Raw genomic sequence first — 26,238 nt, 5'->3', positions numbered from 1 at the left:
GCGAAAACGTCAGCATCGTTAAGCTCCAGAACTTGCACCAGAGCAGTTGTCGAGAGCTTGAGGTTCCATGTAGGCAGAAGCGCGTGCTTAAGGGCTTGGGTGCGCCGGGTAGCGAGTGGACCACCCCGCGCCTCCTTGCCCCACTCGAAGGAAAGGCGTTGCACCACTACGAGCAGAGAACTCACGCTTTCACCTCCCCCAACACCCGCGCCACAAACTCCTCCAGCGCCCCGTCATACTTTGCCGGGTCGAGGTTCCAGCAGCGGATGTGCTTGGCTCCCTCGACCCGGTGGTACTCCACCAGATCGGGGCGGGCGGCGGCGAGGGCGTCCGCCTGCGCTACCGGAATGGTACGGTCGCGGGTGCCGTGCCACAGGAGGATGGGCACCCGGAAGCCTGGCGCGGCCTTGATCTGGTCCACCGCGTCGAAGTCCTGGCCTGAGCGGCGGGTGACGACGTACTGCACGAAGGTCGCCACATGCCTCGCCACGAGGGGCGGCAGGCCGTACCTCTGCCCCTGCCAGCGAATCGTCGCGCGCCAGTCGAGCACCGGGCAGTCGAGCATGACGCCCAGGACGGGAAGGGGCAACGGCTGGAACTTGTCGCGCAGCACGCTCAGGACGATATTGCCGCCCATGCTGAAGCCGTACAGCACTGCCCGCCGGTAGCCCGCCTCCCTCGCCCACTGGAGGGCGGCGAGCACGTCCTCGGCCTCCTCGTCGCCCAAGGTGTGAAAGCCGTTCCCGGAGCGGGGGGCACCGTAGGCGTTGCGGAAGGTGACGAAGAGGGAACCCGCGCCCGTGCGCCGCAGGGCCGGAAGCATCCTGAGCGCCTGTGACCGCTGTCCCCCGTGCCCGTGGACGACGATCACGATGGCGTCCCGCTCGCCCGAGACAGGCGGGATGTGCCACGCGGGCATGTCTCCCAGGGGCGTGTGGACGGCGGTGCTCTGGTACGGCACACCCAGTTGCGCCGGGGTACCGTTGTAGACGAAGGTGGAGGCCCAGGCGAGGGCGCCGTTGGGCAACACGCCGTGCTCCTCCTGAACCTCGCGCCGCACGAGGGTCCCGACGATCTTGGCAGGTCCCAAGATCGCATGTCCCCGGTTGGGCCGCAGGGGCACGATGCCGATGACGCCGCGTGAGAGCGTTTCCGGCGAGGCGGGCAGGTAGATCGAGTTCCCCCGCCGCCCCACCGGTACGAACGTCCCCTTCACCCGGCGCGTCTTGGACCGCAGGGTGATCTCGGCGCCGACGAAGGCCCCGACCGCCAGCAGGGCAGCGTAGCCCAGGGCAGCCCAGGCGGCGACGCGACGCTTGCGGATGTGGCGCAGACAGTCGAGGAGGCGGGGACGCTCGCTCACGCTCAGTTCCTCAGCGGCTTGCCCGTCTTGAGCATGTGGGCAATCCGGTCCTGCGTGCCCTTCTTGCCCAGCAGGGTGAGGAAGGCGTCACGTTCCAGGTCGAGGAGGTGCTGTTCACTCACCTTCGCGGTGCGGTTGTTGCCCGTGCCGCCGCCCAGGACTCGGGCGAGTTGCGTGCCCACCTCGGCGTCGTACTTGGAGGCGTACCCGCCTTCGGTCATGCCGTAGAGGGCGAGCTTGACGGCGGCGATGGCAGCGTCGCCCATCACGGGGATGTCCTGGCGCGGCGTGGGCTGCACGTAGCCGGGCGCGAGGGCGAGGACCTGCCGCTTGGCCTCCTCGATGATCCGGTTCTTGTTCATGGCGATGGTGTCGTGGTCGCGCAGGAAGCCGAGCTTGCGGGCTTCGAGGGCGCTCGTGGAGACCTTCGCCGTGCCGATGAGTTCAAAGGCACGCTGGACGGCAGGCAGCAGGGGCTGATTCGGCTGAAGCTGGTCCGTGAAGCGCAGCAGCATTTCCTTCGTGCCGCCGCCGCCGGGGATCAGGCCGACGCCGACCTCCACGAGACCCATGTACGTCTCCGCGCTGGCGACGATGTGGTCCGCGTGGATCGAGAACTCGCAGCCGCCGCCGAGTGCCAGGCCGAAGGGCGCGGCCACGGTCGGGTGCGGGCTGAAGCGCATGGAGGTCGTGACCTGCTGGAACTGCTTGATCGCGCTGTCCAGCTCGTCCCACTCCTCGGCCTGCGCCTGGGCGAGGATCAGCGGCAGGTTCGCCCCCGCGCTGAAGTTCTCGCCCTGGTTGCCGAGGACGAGGCCCGCGTAGCCCATCTCCCCCACGAGCTTGTGCGCGTCCTGCACGGCGCGGAGCTGGTCTTCCCCCAGCGCGTTCATCTTCGCGTGCCACTCGACGAGGAGCACGCCGTCGCCGAGGTCCACGACGCTCGCGCCAGGCCGCTTCTTGACGACCTTCGTGGCGTCCTTCTTCAGGTCGGTCAGGATGAAGTAGGGCGCCTCGTACCGCGTCGGCTCACCCGTCGGCGTGACGGTCTCCTCGCCCTGGTAGAAGCGTTCGCGGCCCGACTCCTTCATCGCCTGGAGCAGGGGCGGGAGGGTGCGGCCTTCCGCTTCCAGGTTGGCGATGACGGTCTGAACGCCCAGCGTGTCCATCGTCTCGAAGGGGCCCTCCTCCCAGCCGAAGCCCCACTTCAGGGCGTTGTCGATGTCCTGAAGGCGGCCCGACACGACCCCGGCCATCTTCGCCGCGTACCAGAAACCGTCGTTCATCACGCCGCGCAGGAAGTCGCCCTCCCTGCCCTCGGCGTTGTAGAGCGCCTTCACCCGCTGGGCGAGCGGCTGACTCTTCACCGCCTCCACGGCGGGCACGCTGACCTTGCCCCGGTCCTCGTACTCCAGCGTGTCCAGGTTCAGGCTCAGAATCTTGGTCTTGCCGCGCTCGTCCTTCGTCTTCTTGTAGAAGCCGCTGCCCGTCTTGTCGCCGAGCCACTTCTTCTCCTCCACCAGACGGCGGAAGGTGTCGGTGAGGCTGAAGTCCTCGTCGGGCGGCGTGGCTTTCCCGAGGTCGTTGGCGACGTGGTAGATGATGTCGAGCCCGCTCAGGTCGGCGGTGCGGAAGGTCGCACTCTTCGCGCGGCCGAGGGCGGGGCCGGTGAGCTGGTCCACCTCGTCCGGCGTGAGGCCCGTGCGCTCCATGTGCTTCATCGCGCGGATGATGCCGTACACGCCGATGCGGTTGGCGACGAAGCCCGGCACGTCGTTGGCGACGACCACGCCCTTGCCGAGCGTGTGGTCCGCGAACTCGGAGAAGGTCCGCAGCACCTCGGGATCGGTCTTCGGCGTGGGGATCACTTCGAGGAGGTGCAGGTAACGCGGCGGGTTGAAGAAGTGCGCGCCGACAAAGCGCCGCTGGAAGTCCTCGCCCCGGCCCTCGATCTGGAGGTGCATGGGGATGCCGGAGGAGTTGGAGGAGATGATCGCCGTCTTCTTCGCCACGCCCTCCACCCGCGCCCACAGGTCCCGCTTGGCGTCAAGCTTCTCGATGATCGCCTCTAGAATCCAGTCGGCGTCCTTGAGCTTGCCGAGGTCGTCTTCGAGGTTCCCGGGCGTGATCAGCACGGCCCGCACCGGGTCCATGAAGGCGGCGGGGCTGGCCTTCAGCGCCCGCTGAAGGCCCTGCTTGGCGAGGAAGTTGCGGTCGGGCTGGTCGGGCAACACGATGTCGAGCAGGGTGACGGGAATGCCCGCGTTGGCGAGCTGGGCGGCGATGGCGGCCCCCATGACGCCCGCGCCGATGACGGCGGCTTTCTGTATCTTCATGCGACCTCCGGTGGCTCTGGCTCGATTCTTGAACTCAGTTCAAACTTTAGGGCGCGCGGGGGCGTTTGTCCACTCGGAGGGGCACAAGGGAATTGGGGGTGGGGCGGGGTTCAGCCTCCCGCCAGCCACGCCCGGGCGGCAGCCTCTAATGCGGTGAAGGAAGGGAACCCGGTGGCTCTGGCCGCAGCATTGGCATCCCCCGTCTCTGCGAACGCCTGAGTGAGGCGCCACGGCTCCCCTTTCCCCCGTGTCTGAGCCAGGAACTCCACCACCCCGAGGCCCTGGCGGTAGGCGTTGTCCCAGCGGTTCTCGGGAACCGAGGGGAAGTCGGCGAGTTCGGAGAGGGGGACCCAGCCCGACTTGGCGTAGGCACTCGCCCGGCTGTGCCACGCCTGCCAACTCCGCCCGGGCACGAAGGCGCGGGCCGCGAAGTTCGCCAGTCCCTCGTGCAGCCACCAGGGAATGCGCTTGTCCCTGCCGGGGCCCGCCGCGAGACCGACGGCGAGGTGGGTGAATTCATGGGTGAGCACTCGCAGCGTTGTCCCTTCGACCTCTGCCGGGGTTCCGCCTGCCAGGACGAGCTTGATGGCTTCACCGGGCTCGTTCCAACCGGCGACGGGGGGCAGGGACAGGTAGACGCTGGCGCTGAGGATCGGCGAGTCCGGGTAGACCTTGACCACGGCGTCCGGGGGCACGGTCAGGCCCAGCACGTTCTGCACCTCGCGGGCGGCCCGGGGCAGCAGCGGGGCGAGGGGTGCAACACGTTCGGGCAGTCCGGGCACGTCCAGCGCGAGGAGGGTGCCCGTGTCGGTCTTCAACGGCCGGAACGCCTCGCCCGCGTACCGCCAGACCTCGCCGACCCGCACGAGCCCCACAGGCAGCGTCACCCGGGTCGCCTGCCCCTCGGCCGGGCCTTTCCCCTCCGGCACGCGGGTCCACACGAGGGTCAGGTTCGCCGTCGCCCGCGAGCCCTGCTGGCGCAGATCGCCGAGGGTGTAGGTCACGTCGGCGGGAGCCCGGCGCGCGAGGTCCGCCGCGAAGTTGGCGCCCTCGACGGTGAAAGTGCCGTTCGGGGCGAGGAGGTCGCGGTAGGCGGCGGCGTCGCCAGCGCGGGCGGCGGTCTGGAGTGCCTGCGCCAACTCCTGCGGCGTGCGTTGGGCGAGGGCGGCGGAAGGCAGCAGCGTCAGCCCCACGAACAGGGCGGCACGAGGGATCATGCCTCAGCTTAGAGAAGATGGTGGACCGGGCGCCGACCCGATCTCACCCTCCGGGCAGGAAGCCCTTCACCACGAACACGACCGCCAGCCCCCCCAGGGCCGCGAGTGCGGCGACGCTCAGGCGGCGGTCTCTCCTCCACGCCCCCAGCGCCACCCACACGGCGGCGAGGACGGGCACGAGCGCCACGCATACCACGCCGAGGAAGGCGTAACCCGGCAACAGGACGCCCAGGGCGAGGAGCACCACGGCCACCCAGAACCCCGCCGGGTAGAGCCAGGCGGGCAGACCCGCGAGTTCGGTGTCAGACGGGGGGCGAGTCATTCGAAGTCCTCCTCATAGTCCGGGTACTGCTCGGGCGCGGTGCCGAGGCTTTCCAGCACACGCGGCAATCGGACACGGGGCGGGGCGTCCTGCACGCCCTGGTAGGTCACGTCAAAGGTCCAGTCGTCGCCGTAGTCGAAGAGGAAGGTCCACTTGGGTTGCCGCTCGAAGGGAACGGTGGCCGGAACGCCCGTGACGCCGTGTTCCTCGCGGGTGGGGGCGCCGAGAGCTTCCGGAGCCGTCTGCACGACCTGGAACATCCCCAGAAGCCCCTCCAGGCCGCCCGGCTGCCGCAACAATTCGCGGGCCTCCGGGGGGAGGGGCAGGCTGTCCTCCGCCTGGGCCGCCTCCAGACCCTCCACGTCCAGCAGGTCGGCGGTGAACTCCCGCAGACGCAGGCGCACGGGGTCGCGCAGTCGCTCGGGCAGTCGGGGCAGCAGTTCCTCCTCCAGGCGGCGGGCCAGGAAGTCGGCGGTCTCGCGCAGCAGGGCCAATTTGTCCAGCGCCTCCATCCCCAGCATCAGGGCGAGGTCGGTTTCACTGGGCATCCCCTGGGGGGCGGGAGCGGGACCGCCCTCCATTCCCTCCAGGTCGCGGAACAGCTCGTAGGCCACGTTCGCCCGGTAGGGATCGGGGGTGTCGAAGAAGCCGAAGGCGTGGTCGAAGTCGAAGCCGAACGCGCCCACGATGGCCTGCGCGAGCCCGTGCAGGTCGGCCCCCTGGGGCAGGCCCAGCACCCGGTAGGGATATCGGCGCTCGCCCGCCACCTTCACCCGGCTCACCACCCTGAAAACGTGCATCTGCCGACCGGCGGCCTTTTGCCTCTGTTTGGTCACCCGCCCACCTCCCTAGGCCCAGTATTTCCACAGCAGTTGCCCCGCCGTGAAGATCAGGAGCAGGCTGAAAAAGAGCTTGAGCTGCGCGGCAGGAATCCGGCTTTGCAGCCCCGCTCCCGCCCGCGCCCCGACGAGGACGCCCAGCGCCACCCCCGCCGCGAGGCGCACGTCAAGGAGTCCGCCCGCCCGGTACACGAGCGCGTTCCCCACGGCGGTCAGGCCCATGATGAAGGTCGAGGTGGCGATGGCCTGCCGGATGGGCACGCCCGCGAGCAGGTTGAGGACCGGCACCTGCACCGTCCCGCCGCCGATGCCCAGCAGGCCACTCATCACCCCCGCGAAGGTCATGGCGGGGGGCACGAGACGGCTGGGGGGGCGCTCGACCTCCACCCTTCTCAGGCCGCGCAGCAGGTTGTAGGCCGAGTACAGCAGCAAAAGGGCGAACACCGTCGCCACCGCCTGGGCGGGCAGCACGAGACCCAGGAAACTGCCCAGCGCGCCGCCGACGATGGTGTACGGCGAGAGCAGGTATCCGGTCCGGGCCCGCACCAACCCCTGTTGCAGGTAACTCGCCGCGCCGCTCAGGCCCACCGCCAGCACCCCGATCTGCGACACGGCGACCGCCTGCCCGATGGTGATGGGGTGGCCGAAGTGCGGCAGCACGAACTCCAACGCGGGCACAACGACCACGCCGCCGCCGAGGCCGAGAATCGCGCCCAGCACCCCGGCGAGCAGGCCGACACCGATCACAGCGAGCATCACGAGAGGATCACGGGAAGGAGGCTAACACGGGCCGGGGGGTGGCCTACTTCGGGTTTTGTTCGGGAAGGCCCTACCCCACCGGGCACGAAGAAGGGGAAGGGCACGCGGCCCCTCCCCCACGGTCTGCGGTGATCGGGTCAGGCGAAGCTGGGCCGCCGCCCCAGCGCCCGCAGGCGCAACATGCTCCCCACGAAGATCACGGTGCTGGCGAACGTCACAACGAGCAGGGTGATGAAGGCCGCCTGGGCACCCATCGAGGGCCCCAGGGCCGCGAAGGTCAGCGGGAGGATGGAGCCGCCCAACCCGCCGAGCAGCCCGACCAGACCGCCCACCACGCCCATCTGCCCCGGATACCACTGCGCGACCAGCGTGTAGGTGCTCGCCTTGCCCACGCCCATGCCAACCCCGACCACGGTGGTCAGCCCCAGGAAGGTGGCGAGCGGGAGTTCGTGGGTCAGGGGCAACAGGCCGAGGAGCATCACCGCGAAGGAGGTAATCGTCACCCCGCGCGGCCCGAAGCGGTCACTCAGGTAGCCGCCCAGGGGACGCAACAGGCTCGCCGGGAAGATGAAGAGGGCGGTGAGCAGGCCCGCCTCCGCCAGCGGCAGGCCGTAATGGTCCACGTAGTACTTCGGCAGGAAGAGGCTCAGGGCCACGTAGGCGCCGAAGAACACGACGTAGTACAGCCCGAAGCGCCACACCTGCACGTTGCCCAGGGGCCGCAGCCAGTCGGCGAGGGTGCGCTGGGGACGCACGGCGGCGTCGGCGGGCGTCAGCCGGGCGGTCAGGAGCGCGCACAGCACGAGCGTCAGCGCGAACACGAAGGGGACGAAGTGCCACCCACCCGGAATCAGCAGTCCGGCAGGCACGAGGGTAATGAGCAGGGGCGCGACGAGCTTGGTGATGCTCGCCCCCGCGTTCCCCGCTCCGAAGGTCCCCAGTGCAAGCCCCTGCCGCGAGGCGGGCACCCACTGGGCGATCCAGGCGTTCCCCACCGCGAAGCTCACCCCCGCCAGCCCCACCCCGAGGGCGAGGGCGAGCAGCGTGTCGTACCCCGTGGCGAAGGAGAGCGCCAGCGAGAAGGCGGCGGTCACCAGCGTCACAGCCAGGAACATCTTCTTGCCGCCGAGCCGGTCGGCCAGCAGCCCGGCGGGCAGGCGCAGCAGCGAGCCCGTGAGGACCGGAATCGCCGTCAGCAGCGTGAACTGCGCGTCGGTGAGCCCGAGCCCCTTGCGGATCGGCAGGGCCACGATGGAGAACATCACCCACACGGCGAACATCAGGGTGAAGCCGAGCGTGCTCCAGGTCACGACGCGCCGGGCGTCGGCGCTGAGGGCGAGGGCGGGGAGCGGGATATTGGCGGGCTGGGTCATGGGGAACCTCGGGGGAGCGAAACGGGGGGCCGGGGGTGGAGGCTGAGCGGGATCGGTCAGACGGGCACTCCCCCCTCCAACGGGGCGGTTCGGGCGGGGCGGCCTTCAGAGATGGAACCGGCGAGTGCGGTGACGGGAACGGGCACGAGGCTGGCGGGCGTGGCCTTGAAGGCGGGCATCCGCGAGTGAGGGTCGAGACTGTCGGGGCTCGTCAACAGGTTCGCGCTCGCCTCCCAGTGGAAGGGCATGAACAAGGTGTCGGGGCGCAGGCCGGGGTTGAGCGCCACGGGCAGGTCGAGCGTGCCGTGCCGGGTGGTGACGCGGGCGAGGTCGCCGGGGTTCAGGCCGCGCTCGCGGGCCGTCTCCGGGTGGACCTGAAGTTCGAGGCTCGCGCGCAGGGCCGGGTTGCGGCGGGTCTGGGTGCCGCTCTGGTACTGGTTGCCCAGCCGCCCGGTCGTGAGGGTGAGTCCCCGAGGCGCGGGAGGCGGCGGGAAGCTCGGGACGTGCAGCCTGGCGAGGCCGTCCGGCGTGGGGTACGTCGGCGCGTAGGCGTAGGGGGTGTCGGGGCCGTCCGCACTCCGCACCGGCCACTGGGCGCTCGCCCGGTCGAGGCGTTCGGCGCTCAGGCCGCCGTAGTCGGCCACGCCACCCCGCGTCGCCCGGAAGAACTCGTCCTGAAGCTCGCGGAAGGTGGCGTAGGTGAAGCCCCGGGGCCGCCCGACCGCCGCCGCCAGATCGCACAGGATGCGCCAGTCCTCACGGGCCGCGCCGGGGGCGGTGATCGCCTTGCGTCGGCGCTGCACGCGGCCCTCCAAGTTGGTCGTGGTCCCCTCCTCCTCGCACCACATGGAGCCGGGGAGGACCAAGGTGGCGAGCTGCGCGGTCTCGCTGGGCAGGAAGTCGATGACGATGAGGTGCTTGAGGGCTTCAAGCCGTTCGCGCACCTGAAGGGCTCCCGGCGCGCTGACGACCGGGTTCGAGCCGAGGACGATCAGGGCCTCGATCCCGCCTTCCTCACCGCAGGCGTTGAAGAGTTCCTGGGCGCTCCGGCCGGGCTGGGGCAGGTCGTCGGGCGAGCAACCCCACAGGGCGGCGATCTCCGCACGGTGCCCCGGATTCCGCAGGCTGCGCGCTCCGGGAAGCTGGTCCGCCTTCTGCCCGTGTTCGCGCCCGCCCTGGCCGTTTCCCTGCCCGGTCAGCGTGCCGTATCCGCCGCCCGGCTTGCCGAAGTGCCCGGTCAGGAAGGCGAGGTTGAGGTACGTCTGCACGGTATCCGTGCCGTGCGCGTGCTGCTCGGGGCCGCGTCCGGTCAGGATCAGCGGCTTGTGGGCGCCAGCGTAGAGCCTGCCCAGGGTGAGCAGTTCGTCCTCGGAGATGCCGCACTCGTGCGCCACCCGGGCGGGTGGGTAGTCGTCGGCCTGCCACAGCACCTCGGTCATGCCGTGGGCGGGGGCGGTCGGGCGGATGCAGTTCCACGCCTTCATCAGGTGGAGGAGGCCGAGGGCGAGCACGCCGTCGGTGCCTGGGCGCACGGCGAGGTGACGCCCGGCCACCTTCGCTGTTACGGTGGCGCGCGGGTCGATGGAATACACCGTGGCCCCCCGGTCCCGCGCCCCCTTGAGGTACTGCATGACCGGCGGCAGCGTCTCGGCGATGTTCGCGCCCACGAGCAGGATCAGGTCGCTCGTCGCCACGTCGCCCAGCGGAAAGCCCAGGCCCCGGTCGTAGCCCACGGTGCGGTTCAGCGCCGCCGCCGCCGAGGACATGCAGTAGCGCCCGTTGTAGTCGATGTTCGCGGTTCCCAGCGCCAGGCGGGCGAACTTGCCCAGGAGGTAGGTCTTCTCGTTCGTCAGGGCGCCGCTGCCGAAGACGCCGACCGCATCCGGGCGGGTGGCGAGCAGGGGCCGCAGGGCCTCCGACACGTAGGCCAGCGCCTCGGCCCAGCTCACGGGCACGAGTTCGCCGTTCCTCCGCAGCAGAGGCCCGGTCAGGCGGTCGGGGTGCCGCACGTCGTTCAGGGCGAACAGGCCCTTCTTGCAGACGGTGCCGTGGGCGACCGGACACTCCTTGGTCGGCGTCACCCTGACGGGCAGGTTGTCCACGACGTGCAGGTCGAAATTGCACTGCACCGCGCAGTACGGGCAGGTCGTCCGCACGACGCGCGTGGAGGGGTCGCGGCTGGGGAAGGGCGCACTCGACATGGGCGCACCCTGGCAGGAGACGGGGGACGAGTCAAGGCCAAATTTGCAGCTTGTAAACAAATTTGTAGACGATTTGCATAGGAATGGGGCCTTGAGAGGGTAATGGGGCCAGAAGTATGCTCAAGTTCTTCTCTGCCTGTTGACAACTTGCATCTCTTCCTCCTCAATAGGGGCATGGCGGCGGGCCGTTTCTCCTGCTCGGCCCACCTGGAGGACCAGATGATTCAAGCCATTCCCCAGACCCAACTCCCCCACGTCGTCATCGTCGGGAACGGCATGGTCGGTCACCGCCTCGTGGACAACCTGCGCGCTGGGGCCGAGGCGAACACCCTGAGCATCACCGTGATCAGCGAGGAAACGCGGCTCGCCTACGACCGGGTGCGCCTGAGTGCCCACTTCGACGACGACTGCCCCGACCTCTCCCTCGCCACCGCAGATGGTTACGAGGAGCAGGGCGTCCACGTGGCCTGGGGACGCGCGACCGCCGTGAACCGGGACTCGCGGACGGTCAACGTCACGGGCAAGACGGGGGAGCAAACGCTCGCCTACGACGCGCTCGTGTTCGCCACCGGCTCCTTCCCCTTCGTGCCGCCTACTCCCGGCAGGGACGCGGCGGGCTGCTTCGTCTACCGCACGCTGGGCGACCTGGACGCGATTCGCACCGCCGCTCAGGACGCTAAAACCGGCGTGGTGATCGGCGGCGGGCTGCTCGGGCTGGAAGCTGCCGGGGCCCTGCGCAAGCTGGGGCTGGAAACGCACGTGGTCGAGTTCGCCCCCCACCCCATGCCCGCCCAGCTCGACGCGGAAGGCGGGGCGCTGCTGAAAAGGATCATCGAGGACATGGGCATAGGTGTCCACACCTCCAGGGCGACGAGCGAGGTCAGCACGGACGACGCCGGGCGCGTGACGGCCCTCGTCTTCGCGGACGGCTCGCGGCTGGAGACCGATCTGGTCGTCTTCTCGGCGGGTATCCGGCCCCGCGACGACCTCGCCCGCGCGTGTGGCCTGACCGTCGGGGAGCGCGGCGGTATTCAGATCGACGACCGCTGCGTGACGAGTGACCCCGCCGTGTACGCGGTCGGCGAGTGCGCCCTGCATGGCGGGTGGGTCTACGGCCTCGTCGCCCCCGGCTACGCGATGGCGAAGGTGGCGGCGGCCAACCTCCTCGCGGACCTGGGGCTGAGCGGGCCCACGGATGCAAGGTTCATCGGCGCGGATATGAGCACCAAGCTCAAGCTCCTCGGCGTCGAGGTGGGTTCCTTCGGCGACGCGAAGGGGCAGACGCCGGACGCGCGTTCGGTGAGCCTGAGCGACAACGTGCGGGGCACGTACTCCAAGCTGGTCCTCAGCCCCGACGGTACCCGCGTGCTGGGCGGTCTGCTCGTCGGCGACACCGCCCGCTACGGCGATCTGCTCGACCTCGCGCTCTCGGGGACGCCGCTCACAGTCCCGCCCGAGACCTTGATCGTGCCGCCCCTGCCCGGCGGTGAAGCCCTCCCGGTCAGCACCAATGCGCTCGTCTGCTCCTGCGAGAACGTCCGCACGAACACGCTCGTTTCGGCCATCGAGGGAGGCTGCCGCGACGTGGCGGGCCTGAAGAAGTGCACCGGGGCGGGGACGGGCTGCGGCGGCTGCGTGCCGAGTATGCACAGCCTCCTCCAGCTTGAACTGCGGCGTCTGGGCGAGACGGTCGTCAACCACATCTGCGAGCACTTCCCGCACTCACGGCAGGAACTCTTCAACCTCATCCGGGTGAAGGGCCACCGCACCTGGGACGAGGTGCTGGGCGCCCACGGCACCGGCCTGGGTTGCGAGACCTGCAAGCCCGCCGTGGCGAGCATCCTGGCGACGCTGCACAACGAATATGTCCTGAAGGCCGAGCACGCCCCCCTTCAGGACACGAACGACGCTTTCCTGGCGAACATCCAGAAGAACGGCACCTACTCGGTCGTGCCCCGCGTGCCGGGCGGCGAGATCACGGCGGAGGGCCTCATCGCCATCGGTGCGGTTGCCAGGAAGTACGGCCTGTCCTGCAAGATCACGGGCGGGCAGCGCATCGACCTGCTGGGCGCCCAGCGCGACGACCTCCCCGCGATCTGGGGCGACCTGATCGCCGCCGGGTTCGAGAGCGGCCACGCTTACGGCAAGAGCCTGCGGACGGTGAAGAGCTGCGTCGGCTCGACGTGGTGCCGCTACGGGGTGCAGGACTCGACGGGCCTGGCGGTCAGGCTGGAGTTGCGTTACCGGGGCCTGCGCTCCCCGCACAAGATCAAGTCGGGCGTCTCCGGCTGCACCCGCGAGTGCGCCGAGGCGCGCGGCAAGGACTTCGGCGTAATCGCCACCGAAAAGGGCTGGAACCTGTACGTCGGCGGCAACGGCGGCGTGACGCCCAGGCACGCGGTCCTCCTCGCCGCCGATCTGGACGAGGAGACGCTGATCCGCACCATCGACCGCTTCCTGATGTTCTACGTCCGCACCGCCGACCGTCTCCAGCGGACAAGCACGTGGCTGGAGAACCTGGAGGGCGGCCTCGACTATCTGCGCGGCGTCATCATGGACGACACCCTGGGCATCTGCGCCGACCTCGATGCGGCGATGGCCCGGCACGTCGATTCCTACTTCGACGAGTGGGCCGCCGCCCTCGCCGACCCCACCAGCCACGCCCGCTTCCGAACTTTCGTCAACTCCGACGCCCGCGACAACGGGGTCCAGTGGGTGAACGAGCGCGGTCAGATTCGCCCGGCCTCCCTGCACGAGCTGATCCCCCTGCCGATGGCGGGCGGGGACGACTGAGTGAGCTGGAAGGAAATCCTCTGGCCCCTTCCTCATGCCTGAGCCTCTTTGACCCCTCCCGAAGGAGCCCTCCCATGACCCTGACCCTGACTCCCCCCTCCTCCGAACAGACCTGGACGCGCGTGTGTGCCGTCCACGACATCCTGCCGGGGACCGGCGTGTGCGCCCTCGTGCAGGGCGAGCAGGTCGCCGTCTTCCGTGTGGCCGGGCGCGTGTTCGCCCTGGGGAACCGCGACCCCTTCACGGGCGCGAATGTGCTCGCGCGCGGTCTGACCGGCAGCAAGGGCGACACGCTCAAGGTCGCCTCTCCCCTCCTCAAGCACGCCTTCGACCTGGAGACGGGTCTCAGCCTGGATGACCCGGCGGTCATGGTGCCCACCTACGCGGTGCGGGTGGAAGGCGGTGACGTGTGGATTGGTTCGCGGGGCTGAGGGTCCTGAGCCTGGAGTCGCGCCGCGCGGAGGAGATGGCGACCCTGATCCAGAAGTACGGCGGGGAGGCGACCGTCGCGCCGAGCATGAGGGAGCAGAAGCTCGACCTGAGCGCGCACCTGGCGCGGTTCGAGGCGGGGCTGGCGGCGGGCGACATTCACGCCGTCGCCTGCATGACGGGCGTGGGGACGAAGATGTTCCTGCGCGACCTCGCGGCGCGCGACCCCCGGCACCTGGAGAAACTGGGGGACGTGCCCCTCGTCGCACGGGGAAACAAGCCCACCCAGGCGCTCAAGACCTTCGGCCTGACCGGGACCGTCGTGCCCCGCCCGCACACCTGGCACGAGGTTCAGGACCACCTGCTGGGGACGCTGAAGCCCGGCCAGCACGCCGTCATCCTCGAATACGGCGACCCGACCCCCGGGGCGATGCTGCGCACGCTGACCGGGGCTGGCCTGCGCGTGACGAGCGTCCCCGTCTACCGCTGCGCCTTCCCGCACGACACGGCTCCGCTGGGCCTCGCCGTCCGCGACACGGCGCTGGGCGGGCAGGACCTCCTGCTCCTGTCCAGCGGCACCCAACTCCTGCACTTCCTGAAGTTCGCCGAGCGGCTGCGGCTGGAGGCCGAGGTGCGCGCCGCACTGGGCCGCATGGTCGTGGTGAGCATCGGCCCCGCGTGCAGCGAGAGCGCCGCCGAACTGGGCATCCGCATCGACCTGGAAGCGAATCCACACAAGATGGGCATCCTGGTCCGCACCGCCGCCGAACACGGCCCGGCGCTGCTGCGCGGAAGGCTCAGCCGGGCCGGGTAAGCCCGCGCCGCGCCCTATCCTGGGGCATGTACATTCCCGCCCACAACCGCATGGACAACCGGGACGAACTCCTGCGCTTCATGCGGGCGCACTCCTTCGCCACGCTCGTCACCGCGCCCGGCGGCGTGCCCTTCGCCACCCACCTGCCCCTGCTGATCCAGGAGGAGGCAGACACGGTGTTCCTCCGCTCGCACCTCGCCCGCGCGAACGGGCAGTGGCGGCACTTCGGCGACCAGGAGGTGCTCGTCATCTTCCAGGGGCCGCACGCCCTGGTGGACCCGGGGTGGTACGACTCGGTGCCCAACGTGCCCACCTGGAATTACGCGGTGGTCCACGCCTACGGCCACGCGCGGGTAGTGGAGGGTGAGGTCACCCGCGCTATCGCGTACGGGATGGTGGGGGCGTTCACGCCGGACATGCGGGCCATCCCGGAGGAGTTCGAACGGCGCCTCCTTGCGGGCGTGGTCACGTTCGAGGTCGCCGTGACCCGCCTGGAGGGCAAGTACAAGCTCAGCCAGAATAAGTCGGCGCCGGACAGGGCGAACGTTCGCCGCGAGCTGTCACGAAGCCCCCACGGCCACGAGCGGGAGACGGCCGGGCTGATGGAGGCCGAAGACTGACTGCGCTCAGGCGTCCACCCCCACCGCCTCCGCCACGTTCCGCAACCCGTCGCGTTCCAGCAGCCGACTCAAGCCCCGGTTCAGCCGCGCGACCAGACCCGGCCCCTCGTAGATCAGCGCCGTGTAGACCTCGACGAGGCTGGCCCCCGCGCGGAGCTTGGCGTAGGCGTCCTCGGGCGTGAAGACGCCGCCCACCCCGACGATGGGCACCCGCCCGCGCGTGAGGCGGTAGGCGTCGCGCACCAGGGCCGTGCTCCGCGTCGTGAGGGGACGCCCGCTCAACCCGCCCGTTTGAACGCGGTGCCCGTGGGTCAGGCCATCGCGGCCCAGGGTCGTGTTGCTGACGATCAGGCCATTCGCCCCGGCCTCCACCACCCCCCCCACGCTCGCCTCGAAATCTCCGGGGTGCAGGTCGGGGGCGAGCTTGACGAGGACGGGGGGAGCGCGGCGGGCGGTGCGGACGCGGGCCGATTCCACCTCGTCCAGCACGGCGCGCACGAGGTCCGCGAGGTCACCCGCCGCCTGCAAGGCCCGCAACCCCGGCGTGTTCGGGGAGCTGACGTTGACCACGAAGCCGTCCGCCACCTCGAAAAGCGCGCGGACGCAGGCGCGGTAGTCCTCCACCGCCCGCTCGTTCGGCGTGGCCTTGTTCTTGCCGATGTTCACCCAGACGGGGGCCGGGCGAGCGGGCAGAGCGGCGAGGCGGGCGCGCAGGGCCTCCGCCCCGCCGTTGTTGAAGCCCATGCGGTTGATGAGGGCGGCGTCCTCGGGCAGGCGGAAGAGGCGGGGACGCTCGTTGCCCGGCTGGGCGAGGGGCGTGACCGTGCCGACCTCCAGAAAGCCGAAGCCCAGCGCGGAGAAGGCGGGCACGGCCTCCCCGTTCTTGTCGAGCCCCGCCGCCAGGCCCACCGGGGAGGCGAAGGGGCGGCCCCAGAGCGTCTGACTCAGCCGATGACCCCCGGCTGAGTTCAGGCGGCGGGCGGCCTCCGGCCACGCGGGCACCCGCGACGCCGCCCCCAGGGCCCGCAGGGTCAGGTGGTGGGCGTCCTCCGCGTCCAGGCGGAAGAGGGCGGGCTTTATGCGGCGGTACATCCCCCGCAGGATACGGAGGGGAAGGCGGAACGTCCCGGACTTCTGCCCCAAACAGAAATCCCGCCGCAGGGGCGGGAAGACGGGGACAGGAGGTTCAGAGCCTTGGCACGACGAAGCTGGGTTCGAGCTGCACCAGCCGGGCATGTTCCTGCCGCTCGCTGTCCGCGATCAGGTCGGCGAGGGTGGTGCCGCCGAGCACGTCGCGCAGGGCGGTGTCCACCCGCTGCCACAGGTCCACCGTGCCGCAGACGTGGCCCCTGTCGCAGACGTGGTCTTCTTCCACGCACGACACGGGCGCGATGCTGCCCTCCATCGCCGTGACAACCTCGTAGGCGTTGATGGCCGACGCCGGACGGGCGAGGCGGTAGCCGCCGTGCGCCCCCCGCACGCTCTTGATGAAGCCCGCGCGGCGCAGGTTGCTGGCGATCTGCTCCAGGTAGTGCTGGCTGATGCCCTGCCGCTCGGAGACGTCCTTGAGCGGCACGGCCTCGCCGCCCCGCCGCCCGATCTCGATCAGGGCGCGCAGACCGTACTGTGCTTTGGTCGAGACCCACATAGGGACATTCTACCCGGAAATCCGGGTCGGGAGTAGGGGTTTCCTGGCAATTGGCGGCCGAGGGGAAGGCCGCCAGGCGGGCTGGCGGTTCTTCCCAAGAATGCAAGCTGGTCCTCAACCCCGGGGCGTTCCCGGTTCGTCTCCTTGCGCCATTCCGGCACGCAGGAAGAACACCAGCAGGCTGCCGACCACCTCCGGACATTCCATCGGCAGGGCGTGGCCTCCCGGCAGCACCGCCAGCCTTCCCCCCGCCAGCTTGGAGACGACCTCGATGCTGTGCCCCAGTGTCACTTCGTCCTGATCGCCCTGGAGGACGAGCGTGGGCGCGTTCACCTCCCGCAGGCGGTCCAGGTCCAATTCCGGTTCCTGCTCGATCATCGCCATCATCTTGGCGAACACGACCGGAAAGTGCCCCGGACCATCCGGCGAGACGGCGTCGTATTCCTGCCGCAGGTAGCCCACCGCCTGGGGGGAGCGCAGAAAGGCCAACAGCGGGCTGTTCGGCAGCTTCCCGGAACTGTTGTAATACTGGCCGATCAGCACCAGCCGTCTCACCAGATCCGGGCGGGTCAGGGCGACGAGCACGGCGACCACGGCGCCGTCGCTCCACCCGACCAGATCGGCAGGGCCCCCGACGACCTGATCCAGGTACGCCACCATGTCGTCCGCCATCACTCCGTAGCCGAACGGGCCTTCCACGTCGGGGGTGTGGGCGTGCCCCCGACGTTCCGGCACATAGACGCGAAATCCTGCCTCGCGAAGGGCTGACGCCTGGGCAGCCCAGGAGGACGCGCCCGAGAATCCTCCGTGCAACAGCACGACGGCGGGGCCACGCCCGCCCACCTCATGCCAGGTGGACAGGCCCGCAACCTCGACGTATCCGGCCCGAATCTCCTGGGGCTGTTGCGAATCCATTGCCGTCATACCGCAGGGTAACCCCGCGACCTCCCGCTTCGGCGGCCAGAGCAGTCACGCAGCCCCATTCGGCCCCTTCCCTGGAATCCGCCGCGTGACCTTATCCCCTGCCTCCCGACCTCTCCCCGGCGGACGTTCTCCTGCACCTGCGGGCGGCGGGGGCGCCGGGGGTGGCCCTGCTGGAGTCGCTCGGCCCGGTCACCTCCTGCGGGCGCTTTTCCTTGCTGAGTGCGTGGCCGGTGCGGGTGCAGGGCGGGGTGCCCGAGCGGCCCGGGAGAGACGCCCTCTTCCCCGCCTGGCTGGGCGGCCTGAAGTGTGGGGCGGCACGGGCATCCGGCCTGAGGACGCCCGACCCGGAGGGCGAGCCGGGCTGGTGGGGCCTGCATCCCAGCGGCCCGGTGTGGGGCCGGGAGGCGGGCACCCTGGAGGCCGTGGGCGAGGCCGGGCACGTGGACTGGGCGGCGGTGCTGTCGCGTGGGCCCGCCTCCCTCCCGACCCTGGACGCCTTGCCCTTCGGCGCAGACGACGGACGACGTAAACGACCCGGCGGGCGTGCGGGCGTGGACGGCGAGCGATTCCCCGGCCGCGTACCTGCGATGGCGGGAGGTGAACCCCAGCTCTTCATGGCCTTTCTCGATCTGAGCCGAGAGGTCGTCGTGTCGTGCAGCCCGGAGCGGCGGGTGCTGTGGGAGGGGGTCTCGGCGCGACCCAGCGCGGGCATCCGGCGCCGGGGCGACACCCCGGAGGAGGACGCGGCGCTCGTCTGGCCGGACCAGGGGCCAACGAGAAGGGCGGCGGGGTCTCCCCCACCGCCCTGGCGAGCCGTGAAGCCTCAGTGACCGTCCTGGCCGACACGCTCGCTCTGGAGGCGGCCCCCGCCCGTCGCATCCTCCAGGCGCATGGCCCCGTAGCGGCGCATGATGTTCAGGGCCTCGCCCGCCCGGGCCCCGTCGGGGTCGCGGGCGATCACGAGGACGTTGCCCGCCCTGATGCCGCTGTAGAAGCGCTCGGCCTGCCCGGCGGGCACGCCCATGCGGCGCAGCAGCTTCACGTAGTCCCCGTGGTCACTGCCGGTCAGGGCGCCGAAGAGCCCGCCGAGCCCCGCCCCGCCGATGGCGCCGAACAGCATGGCGAGGACCCCGCCCTCCTGGTAGACGCGGGTGTCGGGGATGATCAACAGCAACACCCACACCGGGAAGGTCAGCGCCAGGCCCGCGAGCGTGCCCAGCAGGGTCCCGCGAATGACGCTGCCCGAGCCGCCCGGCGCCCCCTCCTCGGGGCTGACGCCGGTCTGCTGGGCGATGGTGTCCTTGGTGATCGCGTCGAGCATGCTGAAGCCGAGGCGGTCACGGTCAAAGCCGCGCTCTTGCAGGGCGCTCAGGGCCACCCGCGCCTGCTGCGGCTCACGAAAGAGGGCAACGACACTTTCCATTGCCTCCGGTTCTACCACGGGCCAGGCGCGCAGGGCGAGGGACAAAGGAACATGCCAGGCTTGTCTCTCCACGGAGGGCAGGGCGTTCCTTGGCCCTGGGGAGAGCGGCTGGGCCGGTCACACGCCCCCTCACCCCGCCCTCTCTGCTTCGTAGCTTTGCAAGTCCCACCGGGGGGAGAGGGGCAACAGAGTGACGCTTCCTTCTGTCGCAGACACCCCGAACCCGGTTGGGGGAAAAGTCGGGGAACAAGGCCCTCTCAGGGAGGGCAGGGGCGCTCACCCCTTGAGCCGGGTGTCACCTTCCCTTGAGGCCGCCTGAAGACAGACCGCACCACCCCCCGCTCCCCCCAGGGCTTTCGTCCCCTTTGTCCGCAGGAGGTACGTTCGGCCCACCGGACGTTTTCTATACTGCCCGCATGACCGGCGTGGCGTCCCTGATCCTCCCCGGCGCGGCCTTCGAGGCGCGGCTGCGCGAGGTGTTGCGGTCGCGCGTCGAGTTCATCGAGCTGATCGGAGAAGACCTCGTGATGGCGGGCGGCAAGCGGGCGCGGCCCACCGTGACCTACCTCGCCGCGCAGGCGCTTGGGGCGGACGCCGCCCACCCCCACTGGCCGGGGGTCACGGACCTCGCCGCGTGCGTGGAGCTGCTGCACTCGGCCTCCCTGTTGCACGACGACCTGATCGACGACGCCGACACCCGGCGCGGTCAGCAGGCGGCCTTCCGGAGATTCGGCAACGTGGTGTCCGTGATGAGCGGGGACTTCATGCTCTCGCGGCTGCTCATGCTGCTGGCCGGACTGCCGGGGAGCGCCCCCCTGGTGCGGGCCTTCGGGGAGACGGCCAGCCTGGTGTGCGAGGGCGAGGTCTTGCAGTTCCAGGTCGCCGCGTACGCCGATTACAGCCTGGGCAATTACCTCGACGTGATCCACGGCAAGACGGCGGCCCTCGTCGAACTCGCCGCGAGTTCCCCCGCCCTGCTGCTCGGCGCCCCCGGGGAGGAGCACGCGGCCCTCGCCACCTTCGGGCGGGAGTACGGCCTCGCCTTCCAGATGCGCGACGACCTCCTCGACCTCGCGGGCGACGAGGACACGCTCGGCAAGCCGGTGGGCGGCGACCTGCGCGAGGGCAAGGCCACCCTGCCCGTCCTCCTCCTGCTGGACAGTCCCCAACAGAAAGAGGTCCGCGATGTCCTCGCCCGCCGCGCCGCCGCCGAGGGCGACGTGGCCCGCGTCCGCGACCTCGCCCTTGCCACGGGGGCCGTGGACGCCACCCGCGAGGAGATCGGGCGCCGTGTCGCGCTCGCCGTGGACGCCCTCGGGGCCCTGCCCCCCTCCGAGGCGCGCGACGCCCTCGCCACCCTTGCCCGGCACGAGATCGACCGCGCTTCCTGAGAAAACGGGCGGATCAGGGGGAGGGCGTCCGAAGAAATTGGACACCTTTCGTTTGCCGCCTTCCGCCTTACGAATGACTTCTGACGGGAGATGGGGTCGAGGGGAAGGGCCCGACGAGTACCCTGTCACCCGATGCAGTGAGTCCTTCTCCTTTCATTTGCAAGGCGGCGTGCTTTTACTGCAATCCCATTTTCTCGGCGGGGTGCTGTCTATGCGTGTATGCTCAGAACGCTAGACCAATGCGGAGGAAAGCGTGATGAGGGCATCCGGACTCAACTGGCAGGGCCTGATGGAGCAACTTCAGGAGGCGCTGCCACATTGCGAGGTGACCGACCAGTCCCTCGCCTATTTCAAGTATCCCAAGCGCACGGTGAGCGTGAATCTGCCCGTGCGGATGGACGACGGCACGGTGCGCGTCTTCCAGGGCTACCGCACCGTCCACTCGACGGCGCGCGGCCCCAGCATCGGCGGCGTGCGCTTCAAGGCAGGCCTGAACGCCCACGAGTGCGAGGTGCTGGCCGCGATCATGACGCTCAAGGCCGCCGTGGCGGACCTGCCGCTGGGCGGGGCCAAGGGGGGAGTGGACGTGGACCCGGCGCTCCTGAGTGCCCACGAGCGCGAGGGCCTGGTGCGCCGCTACACCTCCGAACTCGTCGACCTGATCGGCCCCACCGAGGACATCCTCGCGCCCGACGTGGGCTCGGACCCGCAGGCGATGGCCTGGATGCTCGATACCTACGGCGAGAACACGGGCTCCACCACGAACGGCGTGGTGGTCGGCAAGCCCCTCGCGCTGGGCGGGAGCTACGGCAGCAAGGACGCCCGGGGCCGCAGCGCCGCACTCGTCACGGGCCGCATCCTGGAGGGGCGCGGCGAGAGCCTGAACCGGGCGCGCGTCGCCGTGTACGGCTTCGGGGACGTGGGGCGCCAGGCCGCACAGACCCTCGCCGAGCAGGGCGCCCTGGTGATCGCCGTCTCGGACCAGCAGGGGGGCGCCTTCGCCAGCGGGGGGCTTGACCTGGACGCCCTCTCGCGGCACCGGGAGGCGCACGGCACGGTGCAGGGCTTCGCCACCCCCATCGAGGCCGGGGAGGTCGTGGAACTCGACGTGGACGTGTTGATGCTCGCCTACGACTACGGCGCCGTGAACGCGGGCAACGCCCACGCCGTCCGCGCCCGCTACGTGGTGGAGGCGACGAACCGCGCCGTCCTGCCCGAGGCCGAGCGTTTCCTGAAGGGCCGGGGCGTGACGATCCTCCCCGATCTCGTCGCCAGCATCGGCGGGGTGGTCGTGAACTACCTCGAATGGGTGCAGGACGCCAGCAACTTCTTCTGGACGGAAGACGAGATCAAACGCGCCATCGACACGCGGGTGAACGCCGCCGTGGACCGGGTGACCACCTTCTGCCGCACGCGCGGCGTGGACGACCTGCGCACCGCCGCCTACGCCCTCGCCCTCGGGCGGCTGCACGAGGCGAGCGTGATGCGGGGCGTGTATCCGTGAAGCTCTCAGCCGTCAGCCATTAGGGCTTTTACTGACGGCTGATCGCTCCTTTCCCTTCCCATCCCCCAACCGGAGGCTTCCCCATGACCGCCACCCAAGACCCCCAGAACCAGACCCCAGCTCAACCCCAGCTCGGCGGGCACACCCTGCCGAGTTACCTTGATCCGAACAACATCGGGCCGTACGAGATCTACCTGGAGCAGGTCGAGCGGGTGACCCCCTACCTCGGCAAGCTCGCGTACTGGGTCGAGACGCTCAAGCGGCCCAAGCGCATCCTCGTCGTGGACGTGCCCATTCACCTCGACGACGGGACGGTCGCGCACTTCGAGGGCTACCGGGTGCAGCACAACACGTCGCGCGGCCCGGCGAAGGGCGGCGTGCGCTTTCACCAGGACGTGACCCTCAGCGAGGTGATGGCGCTCTCCGCCTGGATGACGATCAAGAACGCCGCCGTCAACCTCCCGTACGGGGGCGGCAAGGGCGGCATCCGCATCGACCCGCGCAAGTACTCCACGGGCGAACTCGAACGCCTGACCCGCCGCTACACGACCGAGATCGGGCTGATCATCGGGCCGGAAAAGGACATCCCCGCCCCCGACGTGAACACCAACCCGCAGACGATGGCGTGGATGATGGACACCTACTCTATGAACGTGGGCCGCACGGCGACGGGCGTGGTGACGGGCAAGCCCGTGTCCCTGGGCGGCTCGCTGGGGCGCGGCGACGCCACCGGGCGCGGCGTGTTCGTGACGGGGGCCGAGGCTTTGAGCAAGCTCGGGATGCCGCTGGGGGGCGCGCGAATCGCAGTTCAGGGCTTCGGCAACGTCGGCAACGCCGCCGCGCGCATCTTCCATGACCACGGCGCGAAGATCGTCGCCATCCAGGACGTGACGGGCACGGTCCACAGCGAGGCCGGAATCAACCCCCACACCGCCGCCGCCCACCTCGCCCGCACCGGGAAGATCACCGGGCTCGAAGGCACCGAGGAGCTGACCACGGGCGAGTTCTGGGGCGTGGACTGTGACGTACTGATCCCCGCCGCGCTGGAGAAGCAGATCACGGCGGAGAACGCGGGCCGGATCAGGGCGAAACTCATCGTCGAGGGGGCGAACGGGCCGACCACTCCCGCCGCCGACGACCTGCTCCGTGAACGCGGGGTGACGGTGGTGCCCGACGTGCTGGCGAACGCGGGTGGCGTGACGGTGTCGTACTTCGAGTGGGTGCAGGACTTCTCCTCGTTCTTCTGGACCGAGGACGAGATCAACGCCCGCCTCGACCGCATCATGCGCGAGGCGTTCCTGGGCCTGTGGGACGTGAAGGAACAGCACGGGGTCACGCTGAGGACCGCCGCCTACATCGTGGCCTGCACGCGCGTGCTGGAGGCGCGGGCGCTGCGGGGGCTGTATCCCTGAAGTGGTAAGCCGCCAGCTTTCAGCAGTCAGCAGGAGAAAAAGCCTCGGCACCCGCTGGGGCTTTTTCTGTCAGTCCGCCCCGGACTTCGCCTCCAGCACCCAACCCGCCCCGGCTGACGGCTGACCGCTGAAAGCTGACCGCTCCCTTACAATGCCCCCCATGTCCGATCTTCTGAGCGGGTGGCACCCGGCCCCGGCGGGGTTCAAGCACGTGGTGAGCGTGTCCCTGGGGAACAGCAAGCGCAACGCCCGCGAGGAGATGAGCGTGCTGGGCCAGCCCTTCGTGCTGGAGCGCATCGGCACCGACGGGGACGCGAGGAAGGCGGCGGCCCTCTTCCAGGCGCTCGACGGGCGGGTGGACGCCTTCGGGCTGGGGGGCGCGGACCTGTACGTGATCGCGGACGGGAAACGCTACACCTTCGGCAACGTCCGCAAGCTCGTCGCGCACGCCAAGATCACGCCCGTGCTCGACGGCAGCGGCCTGAAGAACACCCTCGAACGCGACGCCGTGGCGCAACTCGATCCCCTGCTGAACTGGCGCACCAAACGGGTGCTGATGGTCTCCGCCGTGGACCGCTTCGGCATGGCGGAGGCGCTGGCGCAGGCGGGGGCCGACGTGGTGTACGGCGACATCGTGTTCGGCCTGAACCTGAACGTGCCGCTGCGGTCCATCGACGCGCTGCGCCGGGTGGCTCACCTCGCCCTGCCCGCCATCACCAAGCTGCCGCAGGACTGGTTCTACCCCACGGGAGAAAAGCAGGAGACGAGCGTCGAGGGCAAGGGCACCCGCCTCTACGCCTGGGCCGACGTGATCGCGGGCGACACCCACTACGCCAAGCGGTACGCGCCGCGCGACCTGGGCGGCAAGACGATCCTCACCCAGACGATCACCGAGGCCGACCGCGCCTGGATGAAAGAGCGCGGCGTCGCCCGCCTCATCACCACCACCCCGCGCATCGGCCGCCGCAACTTCGCCACCAACGTCCTCGAAGCCTTTTTCGTGGCGCTGAGCGGCCAGCGTGAGGCGCTGAGCGAGGAGGAATACCTGCGCTACATCCGCGAGGTGGGGTTCAAGCCGGAGATCAACGAGCTGGGGTAAGCGGGGATGGGCTGCATAGGTTTGACAGCCGTTGCATCTCACGCTATCTTATTTGCATCACCGCCCGAGAGGGCGGATTTTTTGTGCCCCGCCCAGGCGTTCTACTCCCGCAGCCACTCACGCCACTCCCCGGGGGCGTCCACAGCGAACCGCAGGAGGTGGGCGAGAACGCCCCCAGGCCGCGCGCTCCACAGCTCGCGGGACGTGGGGGCCCGGCCCAGGCGGCGGAAGGCCATATTCAGGTACACCTCCAGGATGCGGCCCTCCGCGCCGTCGCCGAGCAACTGGGGCGCCACCTCGCGGTAGGCCCTCAGGGCGTGGACGGCGGCGTGAGGGGGCAGGGCGGGAAAGTCGAGGGCGGGGTCCGCCCACCCCGCATCCCCCCAGTCGATGAGCGCGGCGAGCGAGCCGTCCGGGTGAACGAGCAGGTTCCCGGGCTGCGCGTCCCCGTGGAGGAAGCGGGAGGCGGGCCGGGGCAGCGCGGCGGTGCGGGTCAGGAGCCGGATGGCCCAGTCGGCGGTCATGCGGTCGACGCGCCCGAGGGCGGCGGCCTCCACGCCCTCCCTCGCGTCCGGGAGGTCCCAGACTTCCAGCCAGCCGCGCGGGTCGGGCACGTCGGTGACGGCCAGGTGCAGGCGGGCGAGTTCGTGCCCGGTCTCGCGGGCGGCGCGGACGAGGCGGGGGTTGGCTCCGTCCCAGCCCGTGCCGTGCAGGCTGGGGGCGTTCACGCGGGCGTACACGGTGACCGGCGCGTCCACCACGTCCCGGCTGTCGTCGAAAACGAGGAGGGGCGGGGTGCGAATTCCGGCTCGCAGGGCGGCGGGCACGGCGACGGCCTCGGTGCGGGCGTCCTCCTCGCCCGTCTCGTCCCCCGGCACGGCGACGCGCAGCACGACCTCGCTGTTGGCGTAGGCGCGGTTGACGATCCCCGCGCTCGGCAATCTCTCCAGGGGGCCGCGCAGCCCGTGTTTGCGGGCGAGGGCGCCGAGTTCGGCGGGGGTGAGGTCGGGGAGTTCGGACACGCCCCAGTCTCCCCTGCACAGGCGGCAGCGAGCATCGGCCATCCGGCGGGTACACTCGCCCCCATGCAGGCGCTTGTGGACGCGATTCGGGAGCAGGGGCGGATTCTGCCGGGCGGGATTCTCAAGGTGGACGGGCTGGTCAACCATCAGCTTCTCCCCGGCCTGACGCGCGAGATGGGCGAGCGTTTCGCGGCGGGCTTCGCGCCCCTGCAGCCCAGCAAGATCGTCACCATCGAGGTGAGCGGCATCGCCCCCGCGCTGGCGACCGCGCTCGTGCTGGGAGTGCCGCTGGTGTACGCCCGCAAGAAAAGGCCCGTCACCATGCACGAGGTCGCCTACACCGCCCAGTCGGTCAGCCGCACGAAGGGGGGCGTGGTGGACCTCTTCGTGAGCAGCGAGTTTCTGGAGGCAGGGGACCGGGTGGTGGTCGTGGACGACTTCCTGGCGTCGGGAGGCACCTTGCGAGCCCTGTCGCACATCATCGCGGCGAGCGGCGCCGAACTCCTCGCCCTGGGCTGCGTGATCGAGAAGGGCTTCGAGGACGGCCGGGCGAAGCTCGCCGACCTGGGGGTGCCGATCCTGACGCTGGCGAACATCGTGCGGATGCGCCAAGAGGAGGGCGTGGTGGTGGAGGCGGGGGGCTGGGGCCGGGAGCGGATGCCCACCCCCCTCTGAGCGGAAGGATGAGTTTTCCTGAAGCGCCCCCTCAGATGCGGGCCGGGAGCGGTCCCTACGCTGGACAGGGAGGA

23 protein-coding genes are annotated in these 26,238 nt (G+C 70.2%); 10 read left to right on the top strand and 13 right to left on the bottom strand.

The genetic code is table 11. The features are described 5' to 3' along the window. Positions 1–181 precede the first annotated feature (181 nt). The 8 genes from DAETH_RS05225 to DAETH_RS05190 form a co-directional block, all read right to left on the bottom strand. A complete protein-coding gene (locus tag DAETH_RS05225) occupies positions 182–1,363 on the bottom strand; it encodes an alpha/beta hydrolase family protein (protein WP_264776859.1) in 1,182 nt (393 codons plus the stop codon). Between the two features lie 2 nt (positions 1,364–1,365). Next, on the bottom strand, positions 1,366–3,699 hold the full coding sequence (locus DAETH_RS05220; protein WP_264776858.1) for a 3-hydroxyacyl-CoA dehydrogenase/enoyl-CoA hydratase family protein: 2,334 nt from the start codon (positions 3,697–3,699) through the stop codon (positions 1,366–1,368). A gap of 110 nt (positions 3,700–3,809) precedes the next feature. Continuing rightward, positions 3,810–4,916 carry a hypothetical protein gene (locus DAETH_RS05215; protein ID WP_264776857.1) on the bottom strand — a complete coding sequence of 369 codons (1,107 nt, stop codon included), beginning with the start codon at positions 4,914–4,916 and terminating at the stop codon, positions 3,810–3,812. Between the two features lie 43 nt (positions 4,917–4,959). After that, complete coding sequence (locus DAETH_RS05210; RefSeq protein ID WP_264776856.1) at positions 4,960–5,238, bottom strand: hypothetical protein; 279 nt, start codon at positions 5,236–5,238, stop codon at positions 4,960–4,962. Then, positions 5,235–6,074 carry a plasmid pRiA4b ORF-3 family protein gene (locus DAETH_RS05205; protein WP_264776855.1) on the bottom strand — a complete coding sequence of 280 codons (840 nt, stop codon included), beginning with the start codon at positions 6,072–6,074 and terminating at the stop codon, positions 5,235–5,237. The genes DAETH_RS05210 and DAETH_RS05205 overlap by 4 nt, the downstream gene beginning before the upstream one ends. Before the next feature lie 12 nt (positions 6,075–6,086). Beyond that, positions 6,087–6,833, bottom strand: a complete 747-nt coding sequence (locus DAETH_RS05200; RefSeq protein WP_264776854.1) for a sulfite exporter TauE/SafE family protein — start codon at positions 6,831–6,833, stop codon at positions 6,087–6,089. 140 nt (positions 6,834–6,973) lie between these two features. Beyond that, the gene (locus DAETH_RS05195; RefSeq protein WP_264776853.1) at positions 6,974–8,209 is read right to left on the bottom strand and encodes an MFS transporter; all 1,236 of its coding nucleotides are present in this window, start codon (positions 8,207–8,209) and stop codon (positions 6,974–6,976) included. Between the two features lie 56 nt (positions 8,210–8,265). Beyond that, the gene (locus DAETH_RS05190; protein WP_264776852.1) at positions 8,266–10,410 is read right to left on the bottom strand and encodes a molybdopterin oxidoreductase family protein; all 2,145 of its coding nucleotides are present in this window, start codon (positions 10,408–10,410) and stop codon (positions 8,266–8,268) included. A gap of 219 nt (positions 10,411–10,629) precedes the next feature. On the opposite strand from DAETH_RS05190, the gene nirB reads away from it, so the two are divergent. The 4 genes from nirB to DAETH_RS05170 all read left to right on the top strand — a co-directional run bounded on the left by nirB (position 10,630) and on the right by DAETH_RS05170 (position 15,066). Next, a complete protein-coding gene (gene nirB / locus DAETH_RS05185) occupies positions 10,630–13,203 on the top strand; it encodes a nitrite reductase large subunit NirB (protein ID WP_264776851.1) in 2,574 nt (857 codons plus the stop codon). A 74-nt stretch (positions 13,204–13,277) separates the two neighbouring features. Then, positions 13,278–13,634, top strand: a complete 357-nt coding sequence (nirD, locus tag DAETH_RS05180; RefSeq protein ID WP_264776850.1) for a nitrite reductase small subunit NirD — start codon at positions 13,278–13,280, stop codon at positions 13,632–13,634. Next, positions 13,613–14,446, top strand: coding sequence for a uroporphyrinogen-III synthase (locus tag DAETH_RS05175; protein ID WP_264776849.1), 834 nt, complete (start codon positions 13,613–13,615; stop codon positions 14,444–14,446). The genes nirD and DAETH_RS05175 overlap by 22 nt, the downstream gene beginning before the upstream one ends. Before the next feature lie 26 nt (positions 14,447–14,472). Further along, positions 14,473–15,066: an FMN-binding negative transcriptional regulator gene (locus DAETH_RS05170; protein WP_264776848.1), complete on the top strand. Its 594-nt coding sequence runs from the start codon at positions 14,473–14,475 to the stop codon at positions 15,064–15,066. Positions 15,067–15,072: 6 nt separating this feature from the next. On the opposite strand, the gene DAETH_RS05165 is transcribed toward DAETH_RS05170, so the two are convergent. From DAETH_RS05165 to DAETH_RS05155, 3 genes are all read right to left on the bottom strand, one after another. Beyond that, positions 15,073–16,158: a quinone-dependent dihydroorotate dehydrogenase gene (locus DAETH_RS05165; RefSeq protein ID WP_264776847.1), complete on the bottom strand. Its 1,086-nt coding sequence runs from the start codon at positions 16,156–16,158 to the stop codon at positions 15,073–15,075. A 94-nt stretch (positions 16,159–16,252) separates the two neighbouring features. Then, positions 16,253–16,714 (bottom strand): RrF2 family transcriptional regulator, encoded by a 462-nt coding sequence (locus DAETH_RS05160; RefSeq protein WP_264776846.1) that lies wholly within the window; start codon positions 16,712–16,714, stop codon positions 16,253–16,255. A 114-nt stretch (positions 16,715–16,828) separates the two neighbouring features. Next, the gene (locus DAETH_RS05155) at positions 16,829–17,638 is read right to left on the bottom strand and encodes an alpha/beta fold hydrolase (protein WP_264776845.1); all 810 of its coding nucleotides are present in this window, start codon (positions 17,636–17,638) and stop codon (positions 16,829–16,831) included. Between the two features lie 161 nt (positions 17,639–17,799). On the opposite strand from DAETH_RS05155, the gene DAETH_RS05150 reads away from it, so the two are divergent. After that, a complete protein-coding gene (locus DAETH_RS05150; protein ID WP_319993732.1) occupies positions 17,800–18,468 on the top strand; it encodes a hypothetical protein in 669 nt (222 codons plus the stop codon). Here DAETH_RS05150 and DAETH_RS05145 read toward each other — a convergent pair. Continuing rightward, positions 18,462–19,061 (bottom strand): hypothetical protein, encoded by a 600-nt coding sequence (locus tag DAETH_RS05145; RefSeq protein WP_264776844.1) that lies wholly within the window; start codon positions 19,059–19,061, stop codon positions 18,462–18,464. The two genes, DAETH_RS05150 and DAETH_RS05145, sit on opposite strands and share 7 nt — an antisense overlap. A gap of 416 nt (positions 19,062–19,477) precedes the next feature. Between DAETH_RS05145 and DAETH_RS05140 the strand changes: the two genes are divergently transcribed. From DAETH_RS05140 to DAETH_RS05125, 4 genes are all read left to right on the top strand, one after another. Beyond that, a complete protein-coding gene (locus DAETH_RS05140; RefSeq protein WP_264776843.1) occupies positions 19,478–20,452 on the top strand; it encodes a polyprenyl synthetase family protein in 975 nt (324 codons plus the stop codon). 256 nt (positions 20,453–20,708) lie between these two features. Next, positions 20,709–21,956, top strand: a complete 1,248-nt coding sequence (locus DAETH_RS05135) for a Glu/Leu/Phe/Val family dehydrogenase (protein WP_264776842.1) — start codon at positions 20,709–20,711, stop codon at positions 21,954–21,956. Positions 21,957–22,039: 83 nt separating this feature from the next. After that, positions 22,040–23,368 (top strand): Glu/Leu/Phe/Val family dehydrogenase, encoded by a 1,329-nt coding sequence (locus DAETH_RS05130; protein ID WP_264776841.1) that lies wholly within the window; start codon positions 22,040–22,042, stop codon positions 23,366–23,368. Positions 23,369–23,528: 160 nt separating this feature from the next. Further along, positions 23,529–24,467 carry a quinate 5-dehydrogenase gene (locus DAETH_RS05125; RefSeq protein WP_264776840.1) on the top strand — a complete coding sequence of 313 codons (939 nt, stop codon included), beginning with the start codon at positions 23,529–23,531 and terminating at the stop codon, positions 24,465–24,467. Positions 24,468–24,568: 101 nt separating this feature from the next. Here DAETH_RS05125 and DAETH_RS05120 read toward each other — a convergent pair whose 3' ends face one another. Then, entirely contained in the window at positions 24,569–25,489 is a 921-nt protein-coding gene (locus tag DAETH_RS05120) for a phosphotransferase family protein (RefSeq protein WP_264776839.1), read from the bottom strand. Between the two features lie 63 nt (positions 25,490–25,552). Between DAETH_RS05120 and xpt the strand changes: the two genes are divergently transcribed. Then, the gene (gene xpt, locus DAETH_RS05115; protein ID WP_264776838.1) at positions 25,553–26,164 is read left to right on the top strand and encodes a xanthine phosphoribosyltransferase; all 612 of its coding nucleotides are present in this window, start codon (positions 25,553–25,555) and stop codon (positions 26,162–26,164) included. Positions 26,165–26,238: the final 74 nt, after the last annotated feature.

The organism is Deinococcus aetherius (assembly GCF_025997855.1).
In the GTDB taxonomy this organism is placed as follows: Bacteria; Deinococcota; Deinococci; order Deinococcales; family Deinococcaceae; genus Deinococcus; species Deinococcus aetherius.
Note: the sequence above shows the minus strand (reverse complement) of the source record. Positions and strands in the feature narration are given on the sequence as shown.